Here is a 19,081-nt window from a genome sequence, read left to right as displayed (position 1 = left end):
AGGAAGCCCGTTCCATGCAGACCTATCCCGCGTTTGAAGAATTCAGGAAGAACCTGGAAACCGGGACACCGCAACTCGTTTGGACGACTCTTGTCACGGATCTCGAAACACCTGTATCGGCGTTCCTGAAGCTTGCTGATAGCCTGCCCTATTCCTTCCTGTTTGAATCCGTGGAAGGCGGCTCGACCATTGGCCGGTATTCCTTCATCACCTTGAAGCCGGACCTGATATGGAAAGCCTATCAGGGAGCATCGGAAATAAACCGCCAGGCACTTGAGAAACCCGATGCCTTTGAGCAGGAAAGTGGTAATCCGCTGGACAACCTGAAGCGCCTGGTTCGCGAATGCGAAGTCGATCTGCCCGAGCATCTGCCGCCCATGGCGACCAGTCTGATCGGCTACGTCGGTTACGACATGGTACGTTACATGGAAAAGCTGCCAGAGGAGAACCCTGATACTCTAGGGCTGCCGGAATCCTTCTTTGTCAGGCCTACAGTCACTGCCGTCTTCGACCGGGTTGAGGATGTTGTGACGATCCTGACCCCTGTCTGGCCGGCGGAGGAAATCAGTGCGGAAGAGGCCCATCAAGGAGCTCTTCAGCGGCTTCAAGCAATCATGGAGGATTTTGATAAGCCTCTAAACCGCAAGACAGAGCAAACAGACTTGCCACCGGTAACGCTGGATGTTGATGCCAACATCCCCAAGGAGCGCTATCTGGAGATGGTCGAGCAGGCGCGCGAATACATCGCGGCTGGCGATATCTATCAAGTTGTGCTTGGACAGCGATTCTCGGTTCCCTTCGACCTTCCGGCCTTTTCGCTCTATCGGGCCTTGCGGAGACTGAACCCCTCGCCTTTCCTGTTTTACCTGAACTTCGGTGACTTTTCCCTTGTTGGATCGTCCCCGGAGATACTGGTCAGACTGCGAGATGGAACAGTCACAATCCGCCCCCTTGCCGGCACACGCAAACGCGGCGCAACGCCGGCTGAAGACCGGGCCCTTGCAGAGGATTTGTTGAGCGACCCCAAGGAACGGGCAGAGCACCTGATGTTGCTCGATCTGGGACGCAATGACGTGGGACGCGTCTCGAAGATTGGTTCAGTCAAGGTGACCGAGAAATTCCAGATCGAATATTACAGCCATGTCATGCACATATCCTCGAACGTCGAGGGTCAGATTGCACCGCAGTATGATGCCATCGATGCCTTGATGGCCGGTTTTCCGGCCGGGACGGTTTCCGGCGCTCCGAAAGTTCGGGCCATGGAGGTCATCGAAGAACTGGAATCGGACCGTCGGGGTTTCTTTGCAGGTGCCATTGGATATTTCGGCGCCAAGGGCTCGATGGACACCTGCATTGCTCTCAGAACGGCATTGGTCAAGAATGACCGCATGTATGTTCAAGCTGGCGCCGGCGTCGTGATCGACAGTGATCCTGAATCCGAGTATCAGGAGTGCAGAAACAAGGCGCGCGCCTTGATACGTGCTGCCGAGGAAGCCTTGCGCTTTGCACAGAAAAACTGAGCAGCACATTGCTAGTCGGTTGCGCGTCAAGGGGACTGATCTATATGACTGGAATATGATCGAAACGCTGCAATCCCCTCCTCTTGAAGAGAACGAATCCGGTCAGATTCGAAATGTCGGTGTTGAACTCGAGTTCAGCAGTCTTTCTGCACTTCGTTCGGCCGAATTGATCCAGAAGCGTTTCGGTGGGGAAATCATCAGTCAGGACCCACATTATTTTGAAATCAAGGACACAAGTATCGGCGATTTCGAATGCAAACTCGATGTCCGCTATGCCCATCATTCCGAAGATAAGGAAGGAACGGCAAAAAGACTTCTGGGCGGCCTGGTCAAGGAAGAGAAACTTGACGACATGTTACGGCGTACGGAGGCATTTATCGGGGATCTGAGTGAAGGTTGGCTGCCGACAGAGATCGTCGGACCACCAATTCCCTATACAAAGATTCCGCAAATGGATGAATTGGTCGGTGACCTCATCGACGAAGGCGCAGAGGGTACGGAAGGCTCCTGGGCCTACGCATTCGGCGTTCAGTTGAACCCCGAAATTTCGGCCAGCGATGCAGACTATCTTCTGAGGCATCTCCAGGCCTATTGCCTGCTGTCGGACTGGTTGCGGGAAACCATAAGCATCGATGTCACCCGGCGTATCCTGCCCTTCGTCGATCGCTTCCCTGTTGCTTACGTTAAATTGATCCTCCAAAAAGATTATCAACCTTCGCGAGAGCAACTGATTGACGATTACCTAGAGTACAATCCGACCCGCAATCGTGAACTCGATATGCTGCCGCTCTTCCGCTACCTGGACGAACAGAGGGTCATGAGGCAGATAACAAGCTCACTGGTGAAAGCCAGACCGACCTTCCATTACCGACTTCCAAATGCATCATTCAACAAACCGGGCTGGAGTGTGACTGGCGAGTGGAATCGATGGCTGAAAGTCGAAAAACTGGCCCATGCAAGAGACAAGCTTTCCGATATGGCCCGGGCCTTTCTGGAAAACCAGAATAAACTGTTTCACAGCAACTGGGCCAGAATGTCGGCGCAGTGGCTGGAACAGTGAACTGCCGTGAAAAAACCCCTTATAGCTGTTACCAGTTCCCGTCGTCGTGCCCTGTTTACGGCAAACCTAAACAGATTCGCTCTATGGCGTGCGGGCGCCTCGTCCATCCGTCTGTATCCAGGCAAGAGCTGTGATCCACATCAGATTGACGGCTTACTGATCGGTGGCGGGGACGATATTGATGTCCGTCTCTATGACCATGACCTGTTCCTGGAAACACGTATAGATCCGGAACGCGATCGTATGGAAATCAAGCTGCTTGAGTATGCCCTCAAGCACAGTCTGCCGGTGTTCGGAATTTGCCGAGGCGCCCAGATCCTTAACGTTTTCCTGGGCGGTAATCTAATCCAGGACATCTACCAGAAGTACGAAGGCCTTCGCAGGCAAAGCACAACTCTGCCCAAGAAGTGGATCGACATTCACAAGGAAAGCAAGCTTGCTGCTATCCTGAAACAGGATCGTTGCCGCGTTAATTCCTTGCACCATCAGGCCATAGATCAGCTTGGTCGCGGACTGACGACCGTTGCACATGACGAAGCCCGCATTATTCAGGCCGTAGAGAACAAGGCTGAGCGTTTCCTTGTTGCTGTCCAGTGGCACCCTGAACTGTTGGTCTTCGACAGCGCCCAGCAGAATCTGTTCCGAACTTTCGTTGGGGCCGCACGCCAGTACCAAGAGGCACGTCAAAAGCTGTGAGTGAGATTCGCAAATCGGCAGGACAATCGCTGCTTCTCTGGTTTTATCGCAATCGTGGTTGGCTCAAGAAATCAGCAACAGCATTGCTTTTGATCAGCGGGCTCGCAGCGTATTTCCTTTCCGGCCTTCAGGAAAAACTGACGCTGGATTTCTTTGTCGAGCATCTTGAGCGTATGCAGAATTTCGCCCGCGCGCACCCGATAAAATCCGGATTCTTGTACCTCGCTTTCCTGATTGTGGTGACAGCCTTCAATGTGCCAGCTGTCGCTGTCGTCACCGTTACCAGCGGCGCCGTCTTTCCGATCTGGCAAGCCGGTATCTATTCTTCCTTGGGCCCCACTCTGGGCGGGCTTCTGCCCTATTGGGCGGCTCGCTATACCTTCCGTGATAGTTTTTCGCGAATAGCCGGAACAAGGGCGCAGTCCCTGGAGGGCGCATTTCGAGAAAACGCGCTGTTATACATGATTGTTCTAAGGTTGCTGCCTGTAATGCCGGTCTGGCTGGTCAACATTATTGCCGGATTGTTGAACGTCAGGCTCAAGACCTATGTGATCGGAACCGCGATAGGTGGGCTGCCCTGTACACTGGTTTGGGTTATTCTTGGCGACGGAATTGGACAGACTTTGAAAGACGGACAAAGCATTACACCTTCGGCCCTTCTTGAGCCAAAGATCGTGGCAGCTCTGACAGGCCTGTCACTACTGGCGCTTGGTGCTGCTTTCTTCAGGCACTTCCGGGGGCGTCGCAATGGATAAACCGGCAATTCGTTCATAGGTATCGGTCACTATCGAACTGACCGGAACAAGCGTGAAGCCGCGTTGCTTGAGGTCTTCATGCCATTCGGCAAGAACCTCCAGTGTTACTTCGTGCGGATGCCCGATCCCGACCGCACTGCCATGCTCGAGTGCTATATTCTCCAACAGCGCCAGCTGAGCTTCTACGAACGATCGAGTTTGTTCGTGATCGAGAAAAACATCGCGGCCGACAGAGGGAATGGACAGTTCGCGCGCAACCTCCAGGGCAACCGTATCCGAAGATGTTTTCGAATCGACAAACAGAAGGCCACGCCTTTTGATTTCCCCCAGAACTTGCTCCATGGCTTGCCGGTCAGCTGTCAGACGGCTCCCCATATGGTTGTTTACGCCCACGTATTGCCCAAAACGTTCTAATGCCCATTCCAGATCCTGCTGTCGCTCTTCAAGAGCCTGATCAGATTTCAGTGCCCGTGGACCGGGATCGATGTCGCCATTCATCGGTTCCATGGGCAAGTGGAGCATGATCTCGTGGCCATTTACCTGGGCCTCGGCAATCAATTCCTCCACGTTATCTGCGTAGCTCAGATAAGAAAGAGTGAAAGGCGGAGCCAGCTTGGCTGCCTTTCTTGCCGCAGGCCTGTTCACCCCAACATCGTCAATGATGATTGCAATGCGTGGTGTCCCATCCGGCTTTTCCGCAGCTACGCTGTAAGTCTTCCATGGGGAAGCACTCACAGCTGCCGGCTTGGTCCCACCTAAATCGGGGGGCGGCAACACTTCAGGTCTATCCGGTTGTTTGGCTTCGGGGATTGGCCATATACCAGCCACTTCACCAGGCGATGCGACCGGGTTCAATTGCTCGGTCCGACCTTCGACTAGATTCTGACTTTCCCGATCCGGTACTTCGTTTCCGGGAAGGCCAAATGCGACCGCCACTCCCAGGGTAAGCAGGATTCCTAAGCCAAAAATGGTGATACGCTTACCCGTCATGAGTATCGGTCTCCGATAGGAACTTTATTGACGCAGCTTATGTAGAGCTTAACGCCCGCCAAGGCGCCGGGTAAAGCCCGGGACAGCTTGCCGTCTCAGGTTTCAGCCTTCTTTCCGCCTACGCCATCTTTTGCAAGCTCTTTGAGAATTGGACAATCCGGCCTTCCATCTCCATGGCATTTTTCCATCAAGTCGAACAGTGTGTCACGCATGTCGCTCAATTCCTCGATTTTCAGTTCAATCTCCTGCAAGTGAAATCGGGCAAGAGCCTTGACCTGGGCGCTGCTGCGCTGCCTGTCCTGCCAGAGGGCCATAAGTTCCGAAACCTGTCGAACGGAAAAACCAAGGCTTCTGGCGCGTTGTATGAATCGAAGAATTTGCACTTCCCTGCCGGAATACACACGATAGCCGCTTGATGTGCGCTCTGCCGGATCAATCAGGCCCACGGACTCATAATAGCGGATCGTTTTTGCAGGTACGCCGGATTTCCTGGCAGCTTGTCCGATGTTCATGACTTGCCTTCCCTGCATGATGAATGGTGGTACAAAGGTAATACATTGAGTTCACGCGTCTAATAAGGTCAAATGCAGCCTGGTTTGAATACGGTGCCCCCTGTCTGCGCCGGCCTTTGAATTCGTCACAATGGGTTCCAAAACGCCATGTTCGTCCTGATCGATAATTACGACAGCTTTACTTACAATCTGTACCACTATCTCGGGGAAATAGGGGCCGAGTCCGTCGTCTATCGGAATGACGCGATCTCACCGGACGAAGTCATGGCCATGGATCCGGAAGGAATCGTGTTGTCACCTGGCCCGTGCACGCCCAGTGAAGCAGGAATCTGCCTGGACTTGATCGCCAAGGCTTCCGGACGCATTCCCATTCTGGGTGTTTGTCTGGGACACCAGGCCATCGGCCAGGCCTTTGGTGGAAGAGTTGTGCGCGCACCCATGCCCTTGCATGGAAAACTCAGCAGTGTATCCCACAAGAACAGCGATGTTTTCGAGACATTGCCCTCCCCCTTCAACGTTACACGCTATCATTCCCTCCTGCTGGACAGGGACAGTATGCCGGATGAACTTGAGATAACCGCCGAGACGGATGACGGGCTGGTGATGGGCTTGCACCACCGCGACAAGCCCTTGTATGGCGTACAGTTCCATCCGGAATCCATCGCTTCGGAATACGGACATGAATTGCTTGCCAATTTCGTGAAACTGGCTCGCAGAACCAACGCTTGAAGGACGACTCTGTGACGAAGGACATGACGGACTTAAAGCAGCTTATCGGAACTGTTGCCGAAGGCGTACCGCTCGATGAAATCCAGGCGGAAACGGCTTTTGATGTCATAATGTCGGGGGATGCCACTCCGGCCCAGATCGGTGGATTTCTGATGGCTTTGCGGGTGCGCGGTGAAAGCGTCCCCGAAATCATTGGTGCAGCTCGGGCCATGCGCGGGAAAATGCACGCAATCGATGCGCCACCTGATGCGATTGATACCTGCGGCACGGGCGGAGATGCCAAGGGAACCTTCAACATCTCGACAGCAGCTGCCTTTGTTGTCGCGGCCTGCGGTGTACCTGTGGCCAAGCATGGCAACCGCGCACTGTCCTCGAAAAGCGGGGCCGCGGACGTTCTGACAGCGCTTGGTGTGAACATTGAAGCCGAGACTGAACTTGTCAGCCATGCTCTGAGAGAGGCCGGAACCTGCTTTCTCATGGCGACCCGCCATCACAGCGCCATGCGTCATGTGGGGCCCGCACGTGTGGAACTGGGGACACGGACCATATTCAATATCCTGGGTCCACTGTGCAATCCAGCGCGCGTCAAGCGACAGATACTGGGCGTCTTCAATCAGGATTGGTTGATGCCCTTGGCCGAGGTCCTGAAAGGACTGGGACATGAAAAGGCCTGGGTCGTCCATGGTGAACATGGCTTCGACGAATTGACTTCGGCAGGGCTCACCCACGTGGTCTCTCTGAATTCAGGACACATCGAAGCGTTCGACATCGACCCCAGGGATTACGGCTTGCGTTCAGCAGCCCCTGAAGAACTTCGAGGCGGGGATGCAGAGCAGAATGCCCAGGCCTTGCGTGCCTTCCTGAAGGGAGCGCCGGGAGCGCTTCGGGACACCATCCTGTTGACGTCTGCAGGGGCTCTGGTAGTCGCGGACAAGGTGGAAACCCTGTCCCAGGGCCTCGAGATGGCAGCCGAAGCCGTAGACAGTGGACGGGCCGCATTGGTTCTGGACAGGCTCGTGTCAATTACCAACACGGAGCCTAAGCAGTGAGCGACGTTCTTGAACAGATTTGCAGTGAAAAGCGCAAGCACATAGAAGAGCGAAAGCAGCTTCTATCTGTGGACGAGCTTGACAAGATCATAGCTGCCAACGGGAAAGCCCGTGGCTTTCACCGCGCTTTGAAGGAGAAGGCCGCCGATTCAGGCTATGGACTGATTTGCGAAATCAAGAAAGCATCTCCCTCTAAAGGTCTCATCCGCAAGGATTTTGATCCTGCGGAACTTGCTGAAGCCTATACGCGTGGTGGCGCAACCTGCCTGTCCGTCTTGACGGATATTCCCTATTTCCAGGGCAGCGACGATCATCTGAGAATGGCTCGTACGGCAAGCTCCCTGCCCGTCTTGCGCAAGGACTTCATGCTTGAGCCCTACCAGATCCTCGAATCCCGTGCACTCGGCGCCGATTGCGTGCTTCTGATCCTGGCGGCTCTGTCCCAGAAACAGGCCGAGGAACTTGAGCGACTGGCCATAGATCTGGGTATGGATGTATTGCTCGAGGTCCATGACGAACTGGAGCTGGATCGGGCTCTCAACCTTCATTCTCCGCTGATTGGCATCAACAATCGTGATCTCAAGACTCTGGAAGTCGATATTGAGACAACAGAAAAACTTGCGCCGAAGATTACAGAGGATCGTTTCCTGATCGCGGAAAGTGGGCTTTACCAGGCCAGTGACCTGCACCGCCTTGCCAAGGCCGGCGCACGCGGCTTCCTGATCGGGGAATCCTTGATGCGGCAGGATGATGTAGAGGAAGCCGCACGCGCCTTGCAGCCCGAGGAAGCGGGACGTCCATGAACAAACTGACCCACTTCGATGATGAGGGGCGGGCCCGCATGGTCGACGTTTCCGACAAGGCGGAAACAGAACGCATTGCGACCGCCATGGGGGAAATCCAGGTCTCTGCCGAAACGGCGCAACGCATAGCGGAAGGCACGATCGGCAAGGGCGACGTTCTTTCCGTCGCACGCCTGGCCGGCATCATGGGGGCCAAGCGCACACCCGACCTCATACCACTATGTCACCCCCTGTCACTCAGCTCCGTATCAGTGGAACTCTCCCTGGACCAGCAGCAGAGCAAGGTGCTGATCGAGGCAACCTGCAAGCTTAAGGGACGCACAGGCGTCGAAATGGAAGCCCTGACTGCCGTTAACGTTGCTGCCTTGACTGTTTATGACATGTGCAAGTCCATGGATCGCGGCATGGTCATTGGAAACATACGGCTGACCCACAAGTCAGGAGGAAAATCAGGTACATATGAGGCCAGCCGATGATTGCAGTCGAGGAAGCTCTAGAGAGGATCCTCGAGAATATAGCGCCCCTGCCGGCGGAACAGGTCTCGCTTGAGCGTGCACGCGGTCGCGTACTGGCGCATCCCGTAAAGGCGCGTGTCAGTCATCCCCCACGAGCTGTATCCGCGATGGATGGTTATGCCGTACGCGCTGACGACCTGCAGAAATGCCCCACTGAACTGGATATCATCGCTCACATTGCCGCTGGCGAAAGCTTTGACGGCACGCTTCAGGCCGGACAAGCCGTTCGCATATTCACGGGGGCCCAACTTCCTCCTGGTGCCGACGCCATAGTGATACAGGAAGACACCGAGGCGCTGGAGCAATCAAAAGTTCGAATCCACCAGAGCATTCCCATCGGCCATTACGTTCGTCCCGAGGGCCTGGATTTCCAGGTTGGCGATACGGGAATTACCACGGGAAAGCGCCTGAATGTCCGCGATATTGCATTGACAGCCGCCATGAACGTCCCCTGGCTTCATGTCTACAGAAAGCCCCGGGTTGCGGTCCTGGCCACCGGTGACGAAGTCGTCATGCCTGGCGAAATTCCGGGGCCCGCACAGATCGTAAGCTCCAACGGGTTGGCACTGTGCAGCTTCATAGAAGCCTGTGGTGGCACTGCGTTGAATCTTGGTATAGCACCGGACAACGCCGACACACTCAACAGCATAATTGCGGGCGCCAGAGGAGCTGATCTTCTGGTGACGACCGGCGGCGCTTCGGTGGGCGAGCATGACCTGATTCGAAGCGGCCTGAGTGATTTGAAGATGGATTTCTGGAAGATTGCAATGCGTCCCGGAAAACCTCTTCTGTTTGGGCAGCTTGGTCCAGTTCCGATGCTTGGACTGCCGGGCAATCCTGTTTCAACACTGGTTTGCGCCATGGTTTTCCTGAGACCATGCCTGGAAAGGCTTCAGGGGCTAGAGGGCCATGATTCCTTCCAGGAAAGGGCCATTCTGGAAGAGGACCTAAAGGCCAATGACCGACGCCAGGATTATGTCCGTTCAAGCCTTGGACGGGATGCTGACGGCCGGCTCACAGTCAGGCCAGCTTCACGCCAGGACAGTTCGATGCTTTCAACCCTGGCACAAAGTACAGCCCTGATCGTGCGCCCCCCCCATGATCCAACACGCGAAAAGGGAGAAATGGTTTCCATTCTACGTCTGGATAACCAAGTCTATCCGATCTGATAATCATACTCTGACAACAACCAAGGGAGGCTGCCATGGAAATGACCGGTGAATATCGTATTGAAGCGCCCCGCGATATAGTGTGGGAGGCTTTGAACGATCCGGATATCCTCAGGAATTGCATTCCTGGATGTGAAGAGCTCGAGAAGACTGATGAGCATTCCTTCGAAGCCAAGGTCAAGGCGAAGGTCGGCCCCGTGAATGCCAAATTCACAGGATCGGTATCCTTATCGAACATGAATCCGCCAGAGAGCTATACGATCAGTGGCGAAGGAAAGGGCGGCGCTGCAGGCTTTGCCAAAGGCAGTGCCGATGTCCACCTTCAAGCTGAAAGCGACCAGGTGACCACACTGACCTACAAGGCGGAAGCAAAGGTGGGCGGCAAGCTGGCACAGCTCGGTTCCCGCCTGATCGACGGGACCGCACAGAAGATGGCGAGTGAATTCTTCTCAGAGTTCGAACGCCAGGTCTCCGAGAAATATGCGCTTTCCACTTCTTCCCAGGAAGCAGCTGAAACCACAACAGACAGTGGCGCCGCAGCAGGTAGTGCGGCAGATGAGAAGACTGTCCCTTCCCCAGATTCAGGGGCAGCGGCTGAGTCGACCGCATCTGCCGGTTCGGTTGAAGAGACGGCAGCCCCAGCCCAGACATCACACACCAAGGCAGACAAGGATGAGAAACAGCAGGATGCACCATCCTCTTCACAGACGCCTGGCGGGCTGCCTCCGGCCGTCTGGATTGGGGGCGCAGCCATCATTATCGTCCTTTTGCTCATCCTTTTCGTTTAACTCACCAGGCAGCACCCTGCCCCACTTGACCGCCTAAGAGAGGAAGCACAAACTCATTCTCACAATGCCCCGTGATGGAGGGCCAAACCGCAAGGTATAGCGGGATAAGAATACAGGCGGCTTAACCATTACCGCAAAGAACAGCTGGAGAGACGTCAATGCTCACCGTTTCCATGACCGTCAACGGGACGGAAGTCACGAAATCCGTTGATCCGCGTACCCTGCTCGTCACCTTCCTGAGAGAACATCTGAACCTGACTGGAACGCATGTTGGCTGTGATACCAGCCAATGCGGCGCCTGCGTGGTTCACGTCAACGGCCAATCGGCCAAGTCCTGCACCATGCTGGCAGCTCAGGCCGAGGGCGCGGACGTCACCACCATCGAAGGCCTGGCAGAAGATGGCAACCTTCACCCCATGCAAGCGGCCTTCAAGGAGCATCATGGTCTGCAGTGCGGTTACTGCACACCCGGTATGGTCATGAGCGCGCTTGATCTGCTGAAGCATAATCCGGAGCCGTCTGACGAAGAGGTTCGTCACTGGCTGGAGGGCAACATCTGCCGCTGCACCGGATATCAGAACATCGTGAAGGCCATTCAGTCGGCTGCACAGGAAATGAGGAGTTGAAGCCATGCCAGACACAGGAATTGGCGCCTCCGTCAAGCGCAAAGAAGACTATCGCTTTCTGACAGGTAAGGGGCACTACACCGATGACATCAACAAGGCGGGCCAGGTCTATGCCTGTTTTCTGCGCTCACCGGTGGCCCATGCAAAAGTAACGTCCATAAACGCTGACGAAGCCCGCAAGGCCGACGGCGTCGTGGCCGTCTTTACAGGCCAGGACATGGCCGACGACGGTGTGGGCTCCCTGCCCTGCGGTTGGGTCGTCACGGACCGTCATGGTGAACCGCACAAGGCCCCTCCACACTATCCATTGGTGCGCGACAAGGTGCGCTATGTCGGTGATCAGGTTGCCATGGTGATTGCGGAGAGCCTCTCCCAGGCCCGTGAAGCCGCGGACTTGATAGAGGTCGATTACGAGGACCTTGATCCCGTCATCGACATGACCACGGCCGAAAACGCGGATCCAATACACGAAGAAGCCCCTGGAAACCTCTGTTTCGATTGGGAATTGGGCGACCAGTCTGCCGTGGATGAGGCCTTTTCAAAGGCCGATCGTGTGGCAAAGCTGGATCTGGTCAACAACCGGCTGATTCCCAACGCCATGGAGCCGCGCGCTGCCATCGGCGAATACGATTCCGGATCGGACAGCTACACCGTTTATTCGACGAGCCAGAACCCGCACCTGTTGCGGCTGATCCTCTGCGCCTTTGTCTTGAACCTGCCCGAAACGAAGGTGCGTGTCGTGGCGCCGGATGTGGGCGGAGGATTCGGCTCGAAAATCTTCGCCTACGCTGAAGAGACGGCCTGTACCTGGGCGGCCCGAAAGGTTGGGCGCCCCGTCAAGTGGACAGCCGAACGCGCGGAAAGCTTCCTGACGGATGCCCATGGGCGCGACCATATCACCCATGTAGAACTAGCACTCGATGAAGGTGGCAAGTTCCTGGGCCTCAAGGTCGATACCAAGGCCAATCTTGGCGCTTATCTTTCCAGCTTCTCGACCTGCGTTCCAACCTATCTTTATGCCACCCTACTGGCTGGCCAGTACACCACGCCCGCAATCCACTGCAACGTGAAGGGCATCTTTACCAACACAGCGCCCGTGGATGCTTATCGTGGGGCTGGACGCCCCGAAGCCACCTATGTTGTGGAACGCATTGTCGAGGTCGCGGCACGGGAACTCGGGATGGATCCGGCCGAGCTGCGCCGCAAGAATTTCATACAGCCAGACCAGTTCCCCTACCAGACGCCCGTGGCCCTGAACTACGACACGGGGGATTACGAGCCGACGCTGGATAAGGCGTTGGAAATGATCGACTACACTGGATTCAAAGAAAGGCGTGCCGAGTCCGAGCGAAATGGAAAGCTCCGCGGAATTGGCTTCTCGGCCTATATCGAGGCCTGCGGACTGGCACCGTCGGCTGTCGTCGGTTCTCTGGGAGCCGGTGTCGGCCTCTGGGAATCAGCCCAGGTTCGCTTCAACGCGACTGGCACTGTGTCCATATTTACGGGGTCACACAGTCACGGACAGGGCCACGAGACCACCTTCTCGCAATTGGCCGCCGACAAGCTGGGCATTCCATACGAGAATGTGGAGATCGTTCATGGTGACACCGGCCAGATTCCCATGGGCATGGGAACCTATGGCTCCCGCTCGCTGGCTGTAGGCGGGTCCGCCATATCAAAGGCCTGTGACAAGGTGATCGAGAAGGGCCGCAAGATTGCAGCTCATCTCATGGAAGCCAGTCCCGAGGATGTGGAGTTCAAGGACGGACAGTTCACAGTTTCGGGCACGGACAAATCGAAGGCCATGGCAGAAATCGCGTTCACCGCCTATGTCCCCCACAACTATCCGGAAGGCCTGGAACCCGGCCTGGACGAAACGGCCTTCTATGATCCCCTGAACTTCACCTACCCTGCTGGCGTCCATATCGCGGAAGTCGAGATCGATCCGGATACCGGCATCACGGAGATCAAGGACTGGGTCGCCGTCGATGATTTCGGGCGCATACTCAACCCGATGATCGTTGAGGGTCAGGTTCACGGCGGCATAGCTCAAGGTGTCGGTCAGGCGCTTTATGAGAACTGTGTATATGACAAGGACAGCGGCCAGCTGGTTACCGGGTCTTACATGGATTACTGCATGCCGCGGGCTGACAATTTCCCAACCTTCCGTGTTGGCATGACGACAAGTGAATGCACCCATAATCCACTTGGCGTGAAGGGCTGTGGTGAAGCAGGTGCCATTGCCGCACCAGCGGCCCTGATGAATGCCATTACGGACGCGCTGGATCAGGAAATCGACATGCCAGCAAGTCCCGAAAAGGTCTGGCGAATTGCCCAGGCAAAAACCAGACAGGCGGCTGAATAAGGGAGGCCAGACGGATGTACAATTTTGACTATCACCGCCCGAGTTCCGTGGACGATGCGGTGCGTGCACGAGGTGGCAGCGAGGACGCAACCTTCCTTGCCGGGGGGATGACCCTGCTGCCAACCATGAAGCAACGCCTGGCAAGTCCCTCGGATATCGTGGATCTCAGCGCCATACAGGATATGACTGGCGTTTGCGAGGATGACGGACGTATTGCGATCGGGGCCATGTCAACTCATGCAAGCGTCGCTTCCAACGCGCTCGTCAACCAGAAGATACCTGCCCTGGCGAAGCTCGCCGGTGGAATAGGAGACCCTCAAGTCCGCAATCGCGGCACTCTGGGCGGCTCCATTGCCAATGCGGATCCCTCGGCTGATTATCCGGCCGCGGTCCTGGGGTTGGGCGCCACGGTAAAGACGAACAAGCGCGAGATCAGCGGCGACGATTTCTTCGTGGATATGTTCGAAACCGCGCTCGAAGAAGGCGAGCTTATCCTTTCGGTGAATTTCCCCGTCCCGGATAAGGCCGCCTATGCCAAGTTTCCAAACCCCGCGTCTCGCTATGCCATGGTTGGTGTCTTCGTAGCCGTTGTCGGAGGGGAAACCCGGGTCGCCGTTACAGGAGCCGCTCCAAGTGCGTTTCGCGTGCCGGAGATGGAGGCTGCACTGAGCAACAATTTCTCTGAGGACGCCATACGCAATGTTAATGTCCCTGCTGATGGAATGAACAGCGATCTGCATGGTTCAGCTGAATACAGGGCACACTTGGTAAACGTCATGGCCCGCAGGGCCATGAAATCTCTTTCCTGAACACTTGCACCTGCAGGAACGCTTTTACCAGGCCGGGCCCCTACAGGGTCCGGCCTGATTTCTAGGGCCTCGAAGCGGTATCATGTCCCGACGGAAGAAAGGTCTTTTCACTGTTCTGGCACTGCTTGGTGTCATCCTGATTGCCAGTGCAGGCACCGTTGCCCTGCGCAAGCCAGTCTTGCAATGGGCTGCGGATCATTACCTGCAGCAAGCTGGAATTCCTGCCAAGTTGACGGTTGCCGAGGTTGGTTTGAAGCAGGCTGTTATCGAAGATCTGCATATCCGCAACGAAATGTTGGAACGTATCTCAGCAGACCAGCTGATCATACGCTACAACCCGGGAGATCTGCTTTCCGGCGTATTACCCGAATTGGAGCTTCATGGCCTCGATGTCTTGCAGGAACACACCGACCGCCAAAACAATGGGTCGAGCGCAAGCCTCGATGGTGAAGGCGCCCCTCAAGAAGATTCGATACCTTCCCCCCAGGACCTCGTCGGAAACTGGGAAGTATCCGATATCCAGCTTCAAAATGCCGAGTACACCCTTGTTCATGAAGGAAAACGCTACAGTCTTTCAATGGATGCTCTTCTGCGCAGGACCAGCTCGGGAAAGCATGACCTGCAGCTGACTTTTCACGAGATCGACGACAGTGAGTCGCGTGTCACTGGGACTATTGCGCTGAACCTGACTGACCTGCTTCCGGTGGCCATGGAGGGCAACCTGGAAGTGGCCGTGCCCAAGATGGGTATAGAGGGAGAAATGTCCTTCTCCGGCCGGGAAATCTCCGACTCCCCTGACCTGAATCTGAACGGCACGGTGCAAATCACAAAGGGCGAGTGGGAAGATTGGGTGGACGACCTGCCTATTCAGGATGAGCAGATGCAGGGTATTCTTTCCCTGAATGGCAATCTGCGCTTACCGGAGGCCACAGTCCTGGCTGGTGCTTCGGAAGGCATTGAAGACTGGGTTAAAGCTATCTACGCAAAGGGAAAGATCGGTCTGGAGGTCTCGAAGCTTTCAACGCCCATCGACCGCCGTTTCATGGACGCTTCAATGTCTGCCGACTTCTTGCTGGAGGGTGCAAAGTACGCCCTCTTCCCAAAGGATCCGGCGCGACTGTCCCTGACGTCCAAGAAGCACAAGCCGGGCCTCAGACCTGATGGCGCCAAATCGGGAACTGAGGAACTTCTTGCGGATAGCTATAGCCTGCACTTGTCGGAGGCCCCGGGGGATCGAGCTTTCATTGAAGTAAGTGGGCTGGACGGAACGCCCCGCATCGAATTTTCAACAAATGCTGAACTCGAGGGAACACAAGGCGAGCAACTTTCTGGACGTTTGTCCGGGCATATCCTTCCAAAGGAGAAACAGCTTAAAGCCAGGGTTGAGAACCTTCTTGTCGAGAGCCTTCCCCTCAAGCAGCTTGGAACACACAGGATCAGTGGATCTGCCAGCCTTTCAGGTACCTTTGAAAGCTACAATGGACATGCAACGCTGTCAGCGGTGAGTGAAGGCTTCAGCACGCCTTATGCCAGTACTGGAAGGAGCACAGCCGAACTGTCCATAGAATTCAGCGGCGAGACGAGCCGGAAACTGGAGGTCGCTGTCCTGGAACCCGGGACAGTCAATGCAAAAGGTCTATCGCTGCCGGCCGGCCTGGAGATTCCGGAATCAGAGATCAGGATCGACCAACTGACCGCACTGTTCCTGCGTAACGAGGGGGATTCTGATTTCAACCTGGGAATCAACGGTGCAGCAGAACTCAAGGAACAACGGTTCCGGCAGTTCCGGGCAAATGGCGCCCCTCTGACGGGTCAACTGCAGCCCTTGTCCGTTGATTTTGAAATGACGCACGACACCAGCTTGCCGTCCGGACAATCCCCTGCTTTCAGTGCCACCGGAAATCTAGAGGAGACAACCCTGGATGAGCCTGCGTTGAGCCTTTCAGGCTTGGACTTCGAAGCTCAATACCCTCTGCCACAGCAAGATACACCTCTGCTTCAAGTGAATAAGGGACTTATGAGCAGCACCGCTGATCCTCCCCTTTTCACGCCGCTGGAACTGACCGGGCAGGTGTTTCTCAGAAGCGAGTCTCTGGTCTATTCGCTTGCGGGCGAAAATCCGTACAGCAAGGCAAATATTATCGCTGAGGGATCACACAGTCTGGAAACCGGCAATGGTGGACTGAATTTGTCCCTTCCGTCCCATCGTTTCCTGATTGATGGACTGCAGCCTTCGGGATTGTTTCCAGTGCTTGATATGCTTGATGAAGTCGAGGGCGATGCTGCGCTCAACCTCAATATTTCCTGGAATGACTACGGACTGAACGGCCGTGGCCAGCTTTATCTTAATGGTCTTGATTTTGATGTTTTCGACACATCGATCAAGAACCTGGACAGTGCCCTCGGGGTCGGAAGCTTATTGCCTTTGCGAACGGCCGAACCACAGGCCTTCAGGATCGAAACCGCAAGCATAGGCAATATTCTGCTCTCGGAGATATCGGGCCGTCTTGAACTTGCAAAGGGAGAAACGAACCTTCCTGTCGTAATTATCGAGAATCTGCACGCCGCCTTTGCGGAAGGGGACCTGAGAATCGATAGCAGTGAGTTCGATCTTTCCAATAATCGCCACAACCTGGTTTTAAGGCTCGAAGATATCAGTATCGCACAACTGGTTGACCTGATTGATATAGAAGATCTGGATGCAGACGGGCGCTTTACAGGGGAAATACCTGTCACCATTAACGGCGGTACGTTCGAAATTGCAGATGGTCACCTGGAATCCTCCCAGAACGGCCAGATTTCATTCAAGTCTGAGAAGGTCCGTTCTGCCCTCGCCTCTGGCGGACAAGCCGTGTCCCTGATGATGGATGCTCTGGAGAATTTCCATTACGACAGGCTGCGCTTGGACATTCACAAGCCCGCTGAGGGGGAAAGCCGTCTGGCCATCAAACTCGAGGGCCAGAATCCGGATGTGCTCGATGGCCACCCCTTTGATCTGAATATAAATTTGAGTGGGAATCTCGCCCCTCTTCTCCAGGCAATCTCTGAAGGGCGGCGCCTCTCCCGCAACATTCTGGATGATATGCTTGAACTTGTGCAATGACCATTAAGCCACCACAATTAGAAGACAACCTGCATGTACTGCACAATCTTCAACGGAAGAAAGCTTTGAAGTGACCAGACTGCACAAAGACTCCTTCGGGATCCTGACAGCCGTACTTGCACTGGGGTTGCTGGCCGCCTGCCAGCCCACCGTAAGAGTCGAGGCCCCGAAAGACCCGATCACGATCAACCTGAACGTCAAGCTCGATGCCGATGTTCGTGTCCGCCTGGAAGAACAGGCGGAAGAGGATATCGAATCCAATTCCGACATCTTCTGAACGGACGAACGGTGGTATTTACGGGAAACAGAGCATGAATATGCGTAGGACTCTTCTTATTGCACTTCTGGCCATTCTATTGGGCAGCTTCAGTCCGGGCACCGGTGCCTGGGCACAATCCGCGCAGGAGCTTCGCAGCAGTGGGGATGCCGGTGAGCGTTGGGATGGCTTGATGGAAGCACGCACGCCCTCTGCGGAGCGTGCAGTGAACGACATCAACAAGGAACGCCTCGAGGTCTATAGGGAACGCGCTGAGCAACAGAACGCCCCTGTTCAGGAAGTCGGCAAGGTCTATTTTGAACAGATCATCCAGAAAGCCCCAAGCGGGACCTGGGTCAAGAAGCCAAACGGCGAATGGACACAGAAACCGTGAACGATAGTGCTAACCATTATTCCTCCCCGCTTCCCGATAGTGTCGAAGCAACGCTGAATCTTCTGGAGCAGGGTAATTACGTAGCGGGCAGAAACCTCGCCACCATGGTGTACTTGGCCCTTAAGCTGAAGCGCCCCCTGTTCCTGGAAGGAGAAGCCGGTGTTGGCAAGACTGAGTTGGCCAAGGTTCTGTCGGCGTCCTTGGGCCGGCGCATGATTCGCTTGCAGTGCTACGAAGGACTGGATTTGGCGAGTTCCGCCTATGAATGGAACTACCCCAGGCAGATGATCGAGATTCGCCTGGCTGAGGCAACCGGACATTCCGACGATCGGGCTTCGTTGGTATCGGATATCTTTTCCAAAGAGTTCCTGATCGAGCGTCCCTTGTTGCAAGCCCTGAAACCGGCCCCGGAAGGGCCACCTATCCTGCTGATCGATGAACTGGATCGCACGGATGAACCCTTCGAGGCCTTTCTTCTGGAACTGCTGTCCGATTTCCAGATATCGATTCCAGAGCTTGGGAACATAAAGGCGAGCGAACCGCCAATCGTGATCCTGACCTCAAACCGAACCCGTGAAATCCATGACGCGCTCAAGCGACGCTGCCTCTATCACTGGGTTGATTATCCGGACATGGAGCGCGAGCAGAAGATCCTGGCATCTCGAGCTCCAGGCGTTCCAGCCAGCTTGAGCCGTGAGATCGTTTGCTTTGTTCATGCGTTGCGTGACGCCAACCTGTTCAAGTCACCCGGCATTGCGGAAACCATCGACTGGGCCGAAGCCCTGGTTCAACTCGACATGATCAGTCTGGACAGCTCAGCCATCGATGACACGCTCGGTGTGCTTCTCAAGTATCAGGATGACATAGCCAAGATTGAGGGCAGCGAGGCAACCCGCCTGCTACAGAAGATCAAGCGGGATGTTGCCACAGCGCAGTAAGGCC

At 55.4% G+C, this 19,081-nt stretch carries 19 protein-coding genes; 17 read left to right on the top strand and 2 right to left on the bottom strand.

Going from position 1 to position 19,081, the window contains the following annotated elements:
* Window positions 1-14 precede the first annotated feature (14 nt).
* Genes trpE through G502_RS21840 form a run of 4 tightly spaced genes read left to right on the top strand, consistent with a single transcriptional unit; the run spans window position 15 to window position 4,031 of the window.
* Complete coding sequence (gene trpE, locus G502_RS0101985) at window positions 15-1,520, top strand: anthranilate synthase component I (RefSeq protein WP_022726982.1); 1,506 nt, start codon at window positions 15-17, stop codon at window positions 1,518-1,520.
* Window positions 1,521-1,575: 55 nt separating this feature from the next.
* Window positions 1,576-2,580: an amidoligase family protein gene (locus G502_RS0101980; protein ID WP_022726981.1), complete on the top strand. Its 1,005-nt coding sequence runs from the start codon at window positions 1,576-1,578 to the stop codon at window positions 2,578-2,580.
* Between the two features lie 6 nt (window positions 2,581-2,586).
* Window positions 2,587-3,276 carry a gamma-glutamyl-gamma-aminobutyrate hydrolase family protein gene (locus G502_RS0101975; RefSeq protein ID WP_022726980.1) on the top strand — a complete coding sequence of 230 codons (690 nt, stop codon included), beginning with the start codon at window positions 2,587-2,589 and terminating at the stop codon, window positions 3,274-3,276.
* The gene (locus G502_RS21840) at window positions 3,273-4,031 is read left to right on the top strand and encodes a TVP38/TMEM64 family protein (protein ID WP_155957774.1); all 759 of its coding nucleotides are present in this window, start codon (window positions 3,273-3,275) and stop codon (window positions 4,029-4,031) included. Before G502_RS0101975 ends, G502_RS21840 begins: the two co-directional genes overlap by 4 nt.
* On the opposite strand, the gene G502_RS18220 is transcribed toward G502_RS21840, so the two are convergent.
* Together G502_RS18220 and cueR are read right to left on the bottom strand one after the other, a co-directional pair.
* Entirely contained in the window at window positions 3,975-5,021 is a 1,047-nt protein-coding gene (locus G502_RS18220; RefSeq protein ID WP_081649641.1) for a divergent polysaccharide deacetylase family protein, read from the bottom strand. The genes G502_RS21840 and G502_RS18220 overlap by 57 nt on opposite strands.
* A 95-nt stretch (window positions 5,022-5,116) precedes the next feature.
* On the bottom strand, window positions 5,117-5,533 hold the full coding sequence (cueR, locus tag G502_RS0101960; protein WP_022726977.1) for a Cu(I)-responsive transcriptional regulator: 417 nt from the start codon (window positions 5,531-5,533) through the stop codon (window positions 5,117-5,119).
* Window positions 5,534-5,680: 147 nt separating this feature from the next.
* On the opposite strand from cueR, the gene G502_RS0101955 reads away from it, so the two are divergent.
* From G502_RS0101955 to G502_RS0101895, 13 genes are all read left to right on the top strand, one after another.
* Window positions 5,681-6,262: an anthranilate synthase component II gene (locus tag G502_RS0101955; protein WP_026988962.1), complete on the top strand. Its 582-nt coding sequence runs from the start codon at window positions 5,681-5,683 to the stop codon at window positions 6,260-6,262.
* Between the two features lie 23 nt (window positions 6,263-6,285).
* Window positions 6,286-7,311 (top strand): anthranilate phosphoribosyltransferase, encoded by a 1,026-nt coding sequence (trpD, locus tag G502_RS0101950; protein WP_026988961.1) that lies wholly within the window; start codon window positions 6,286-6,288, stop codon window positions 7,309-7,311.
* On the top strand, window positions 7,308-8,114 hold the full coding sequence (gene trpC, locus G502_RS0101945; RefSeq protein ID WP_022726976.1) for an indole-3-glycerol phosphate synthase TrpC: 807 nt from the start codon (window positions 7,308-7,310) through the stop codon (window positions 8,112-8,114). Before trpD ends, trpC begins: the two co-directional genes overlap by 4 nt.
* Window positions 8,111-8,590, top strand: coding sequence for a cyclic pyranopterin monophosphate synthase MoaC (gene moaC / locus G502_RS0101940; protein ID WP_022726975.1), 480 nt, complete (start codon window positions 8,111-8,113; stop codon window positions 8,588-8,590). Before trpC ends, moaC begins: the two co-directional genes overlap by 4 nt.
* Window positions 8,587-9,798 (top strand): molybdopterin molybdotransferase MoeA, encoded by a 1,212-nt coding sequence (locus G502_RS0101935; RefSeq protein WP_022726974.1) that lies wholly within the window; start codon window positions 8,587-8,589, stop codon window positions 9,796-9,798. Before moaC ends, G502_RS0101935 begins: the two co-directional genes overlap by 4 nt.
* A 35-nt stretch (window positions 9,799-9,833) precedes the next feature.
* On the top strand, window positions 9,834-10,586 hold the full coding sequence (locus G502_RS21835; RefSeq protein WP_022726973.1) for an SRPBCC family protein: 753 nt from the start codon (window positions 9,834-9,836) through the stop codon (window positions 10,584-10,586).
* A gap of 158 nt (window positions 10,587-10,744) precedes the next feature.
* Window positions 10,745-11,212: a (2Fe-2S)-binding protein gene (locus tag G502_RS0101925; protein WP_022726972.1), complete on the top strand. Its 468-nt coding sequence runs from the start codon at window positions 10,745-10,747 to the stop codon at window positions 11,210-11,212.
* 4 nt (window positions 11,213-11,216) lie between these two features.
* Window positions 11,217-13,577 carry a xanthine dehydrogenase family protein molybdopterin-binding subunit gene (locus G502_RS0101920; protein WP_022726971.1) on the top strand — a complete coding sequence of 787 codons (2,361 nt, stop codon included), beginning with the start codon at window positions 11,217-11,219 and terminating at the stop codon, window positions 13,575-13,577.
* A gap of 14 nt (window positions 13,578-13,591) precedes the next feature.
* A complete protein-coding gene (locus G502_RS0101915) occupies window positions 13,592-14,386 on the top strand; it encodes an FAD binding domain-containing protein (RefSeq protein WP_022726970.1) in 795 nt (264 codons plus the stop codon).
* Between the two features lie 82 nt (window positions 14,387-14,468).
* Complete coding sequence (locus G502_RS0101910; RefSeq protein WP_022726969.1) at window positions 14,469-17,489, top strand: intermembrane phospholipid transport YdbH family protein; 3,021 nt, start codon at window positions 14,469-14,471, stop codon at window positions 17,487-17,489.
* 70 nt (window positions 17,490-17,559) lie between these two features.
* Window positions 17,560-17,766, top strand: coding sequence for a YnbE family lipoprotein (locus G502_RS0101905; protein ID WP_022726968.1), 207 nt, complete (start codon window positions 17,560-17,562; stop codon window positions 17,764-17,766).
* Between the two features lie 34 nt (window positions 17,767-17,800).
* Entirely contained in the window at window positions 17,801-18,139 is a 339-nt protein-coding gene (locus G502_RS0101900; protein ID WP_022726967.1) for a YdbL family probable chaperone protein, read from the top strand.
* Complete coding sequence (locus G502_RS0101895) at window positions 18,121-19,077, top strand: AAA family ATPase (RefSeq protein ID WP_022726966.1); 957 nt, start codon at window positions 18,121-18,123, stop codon at window positions 19,075-19,077. The genes G502_RS0101900 and G502_RS0101895 overlap by 19 nt, the downstream gene beginning before the upstream one ends.
* Window positions 19,078-19,081: the final 4 nt, after the last annotated feature.

The sequence above is a fragment of the Fodinicurvata sediminis DSM 21159 genome (assembly GCF_000420625.1).
GTDB classification, from domain to species: Bacteria; Pseudomonadota; Alphaproteobacteria; order Kiloniellales; family DSM-21159; genus Fodinicurvata; species Fodinicurvata sediminis.
The sequence above is the reverse complement of the archived record's forward strand: the minus strand, read 5'-3'. Positions and strand labels throughout refer to the sequence as shown.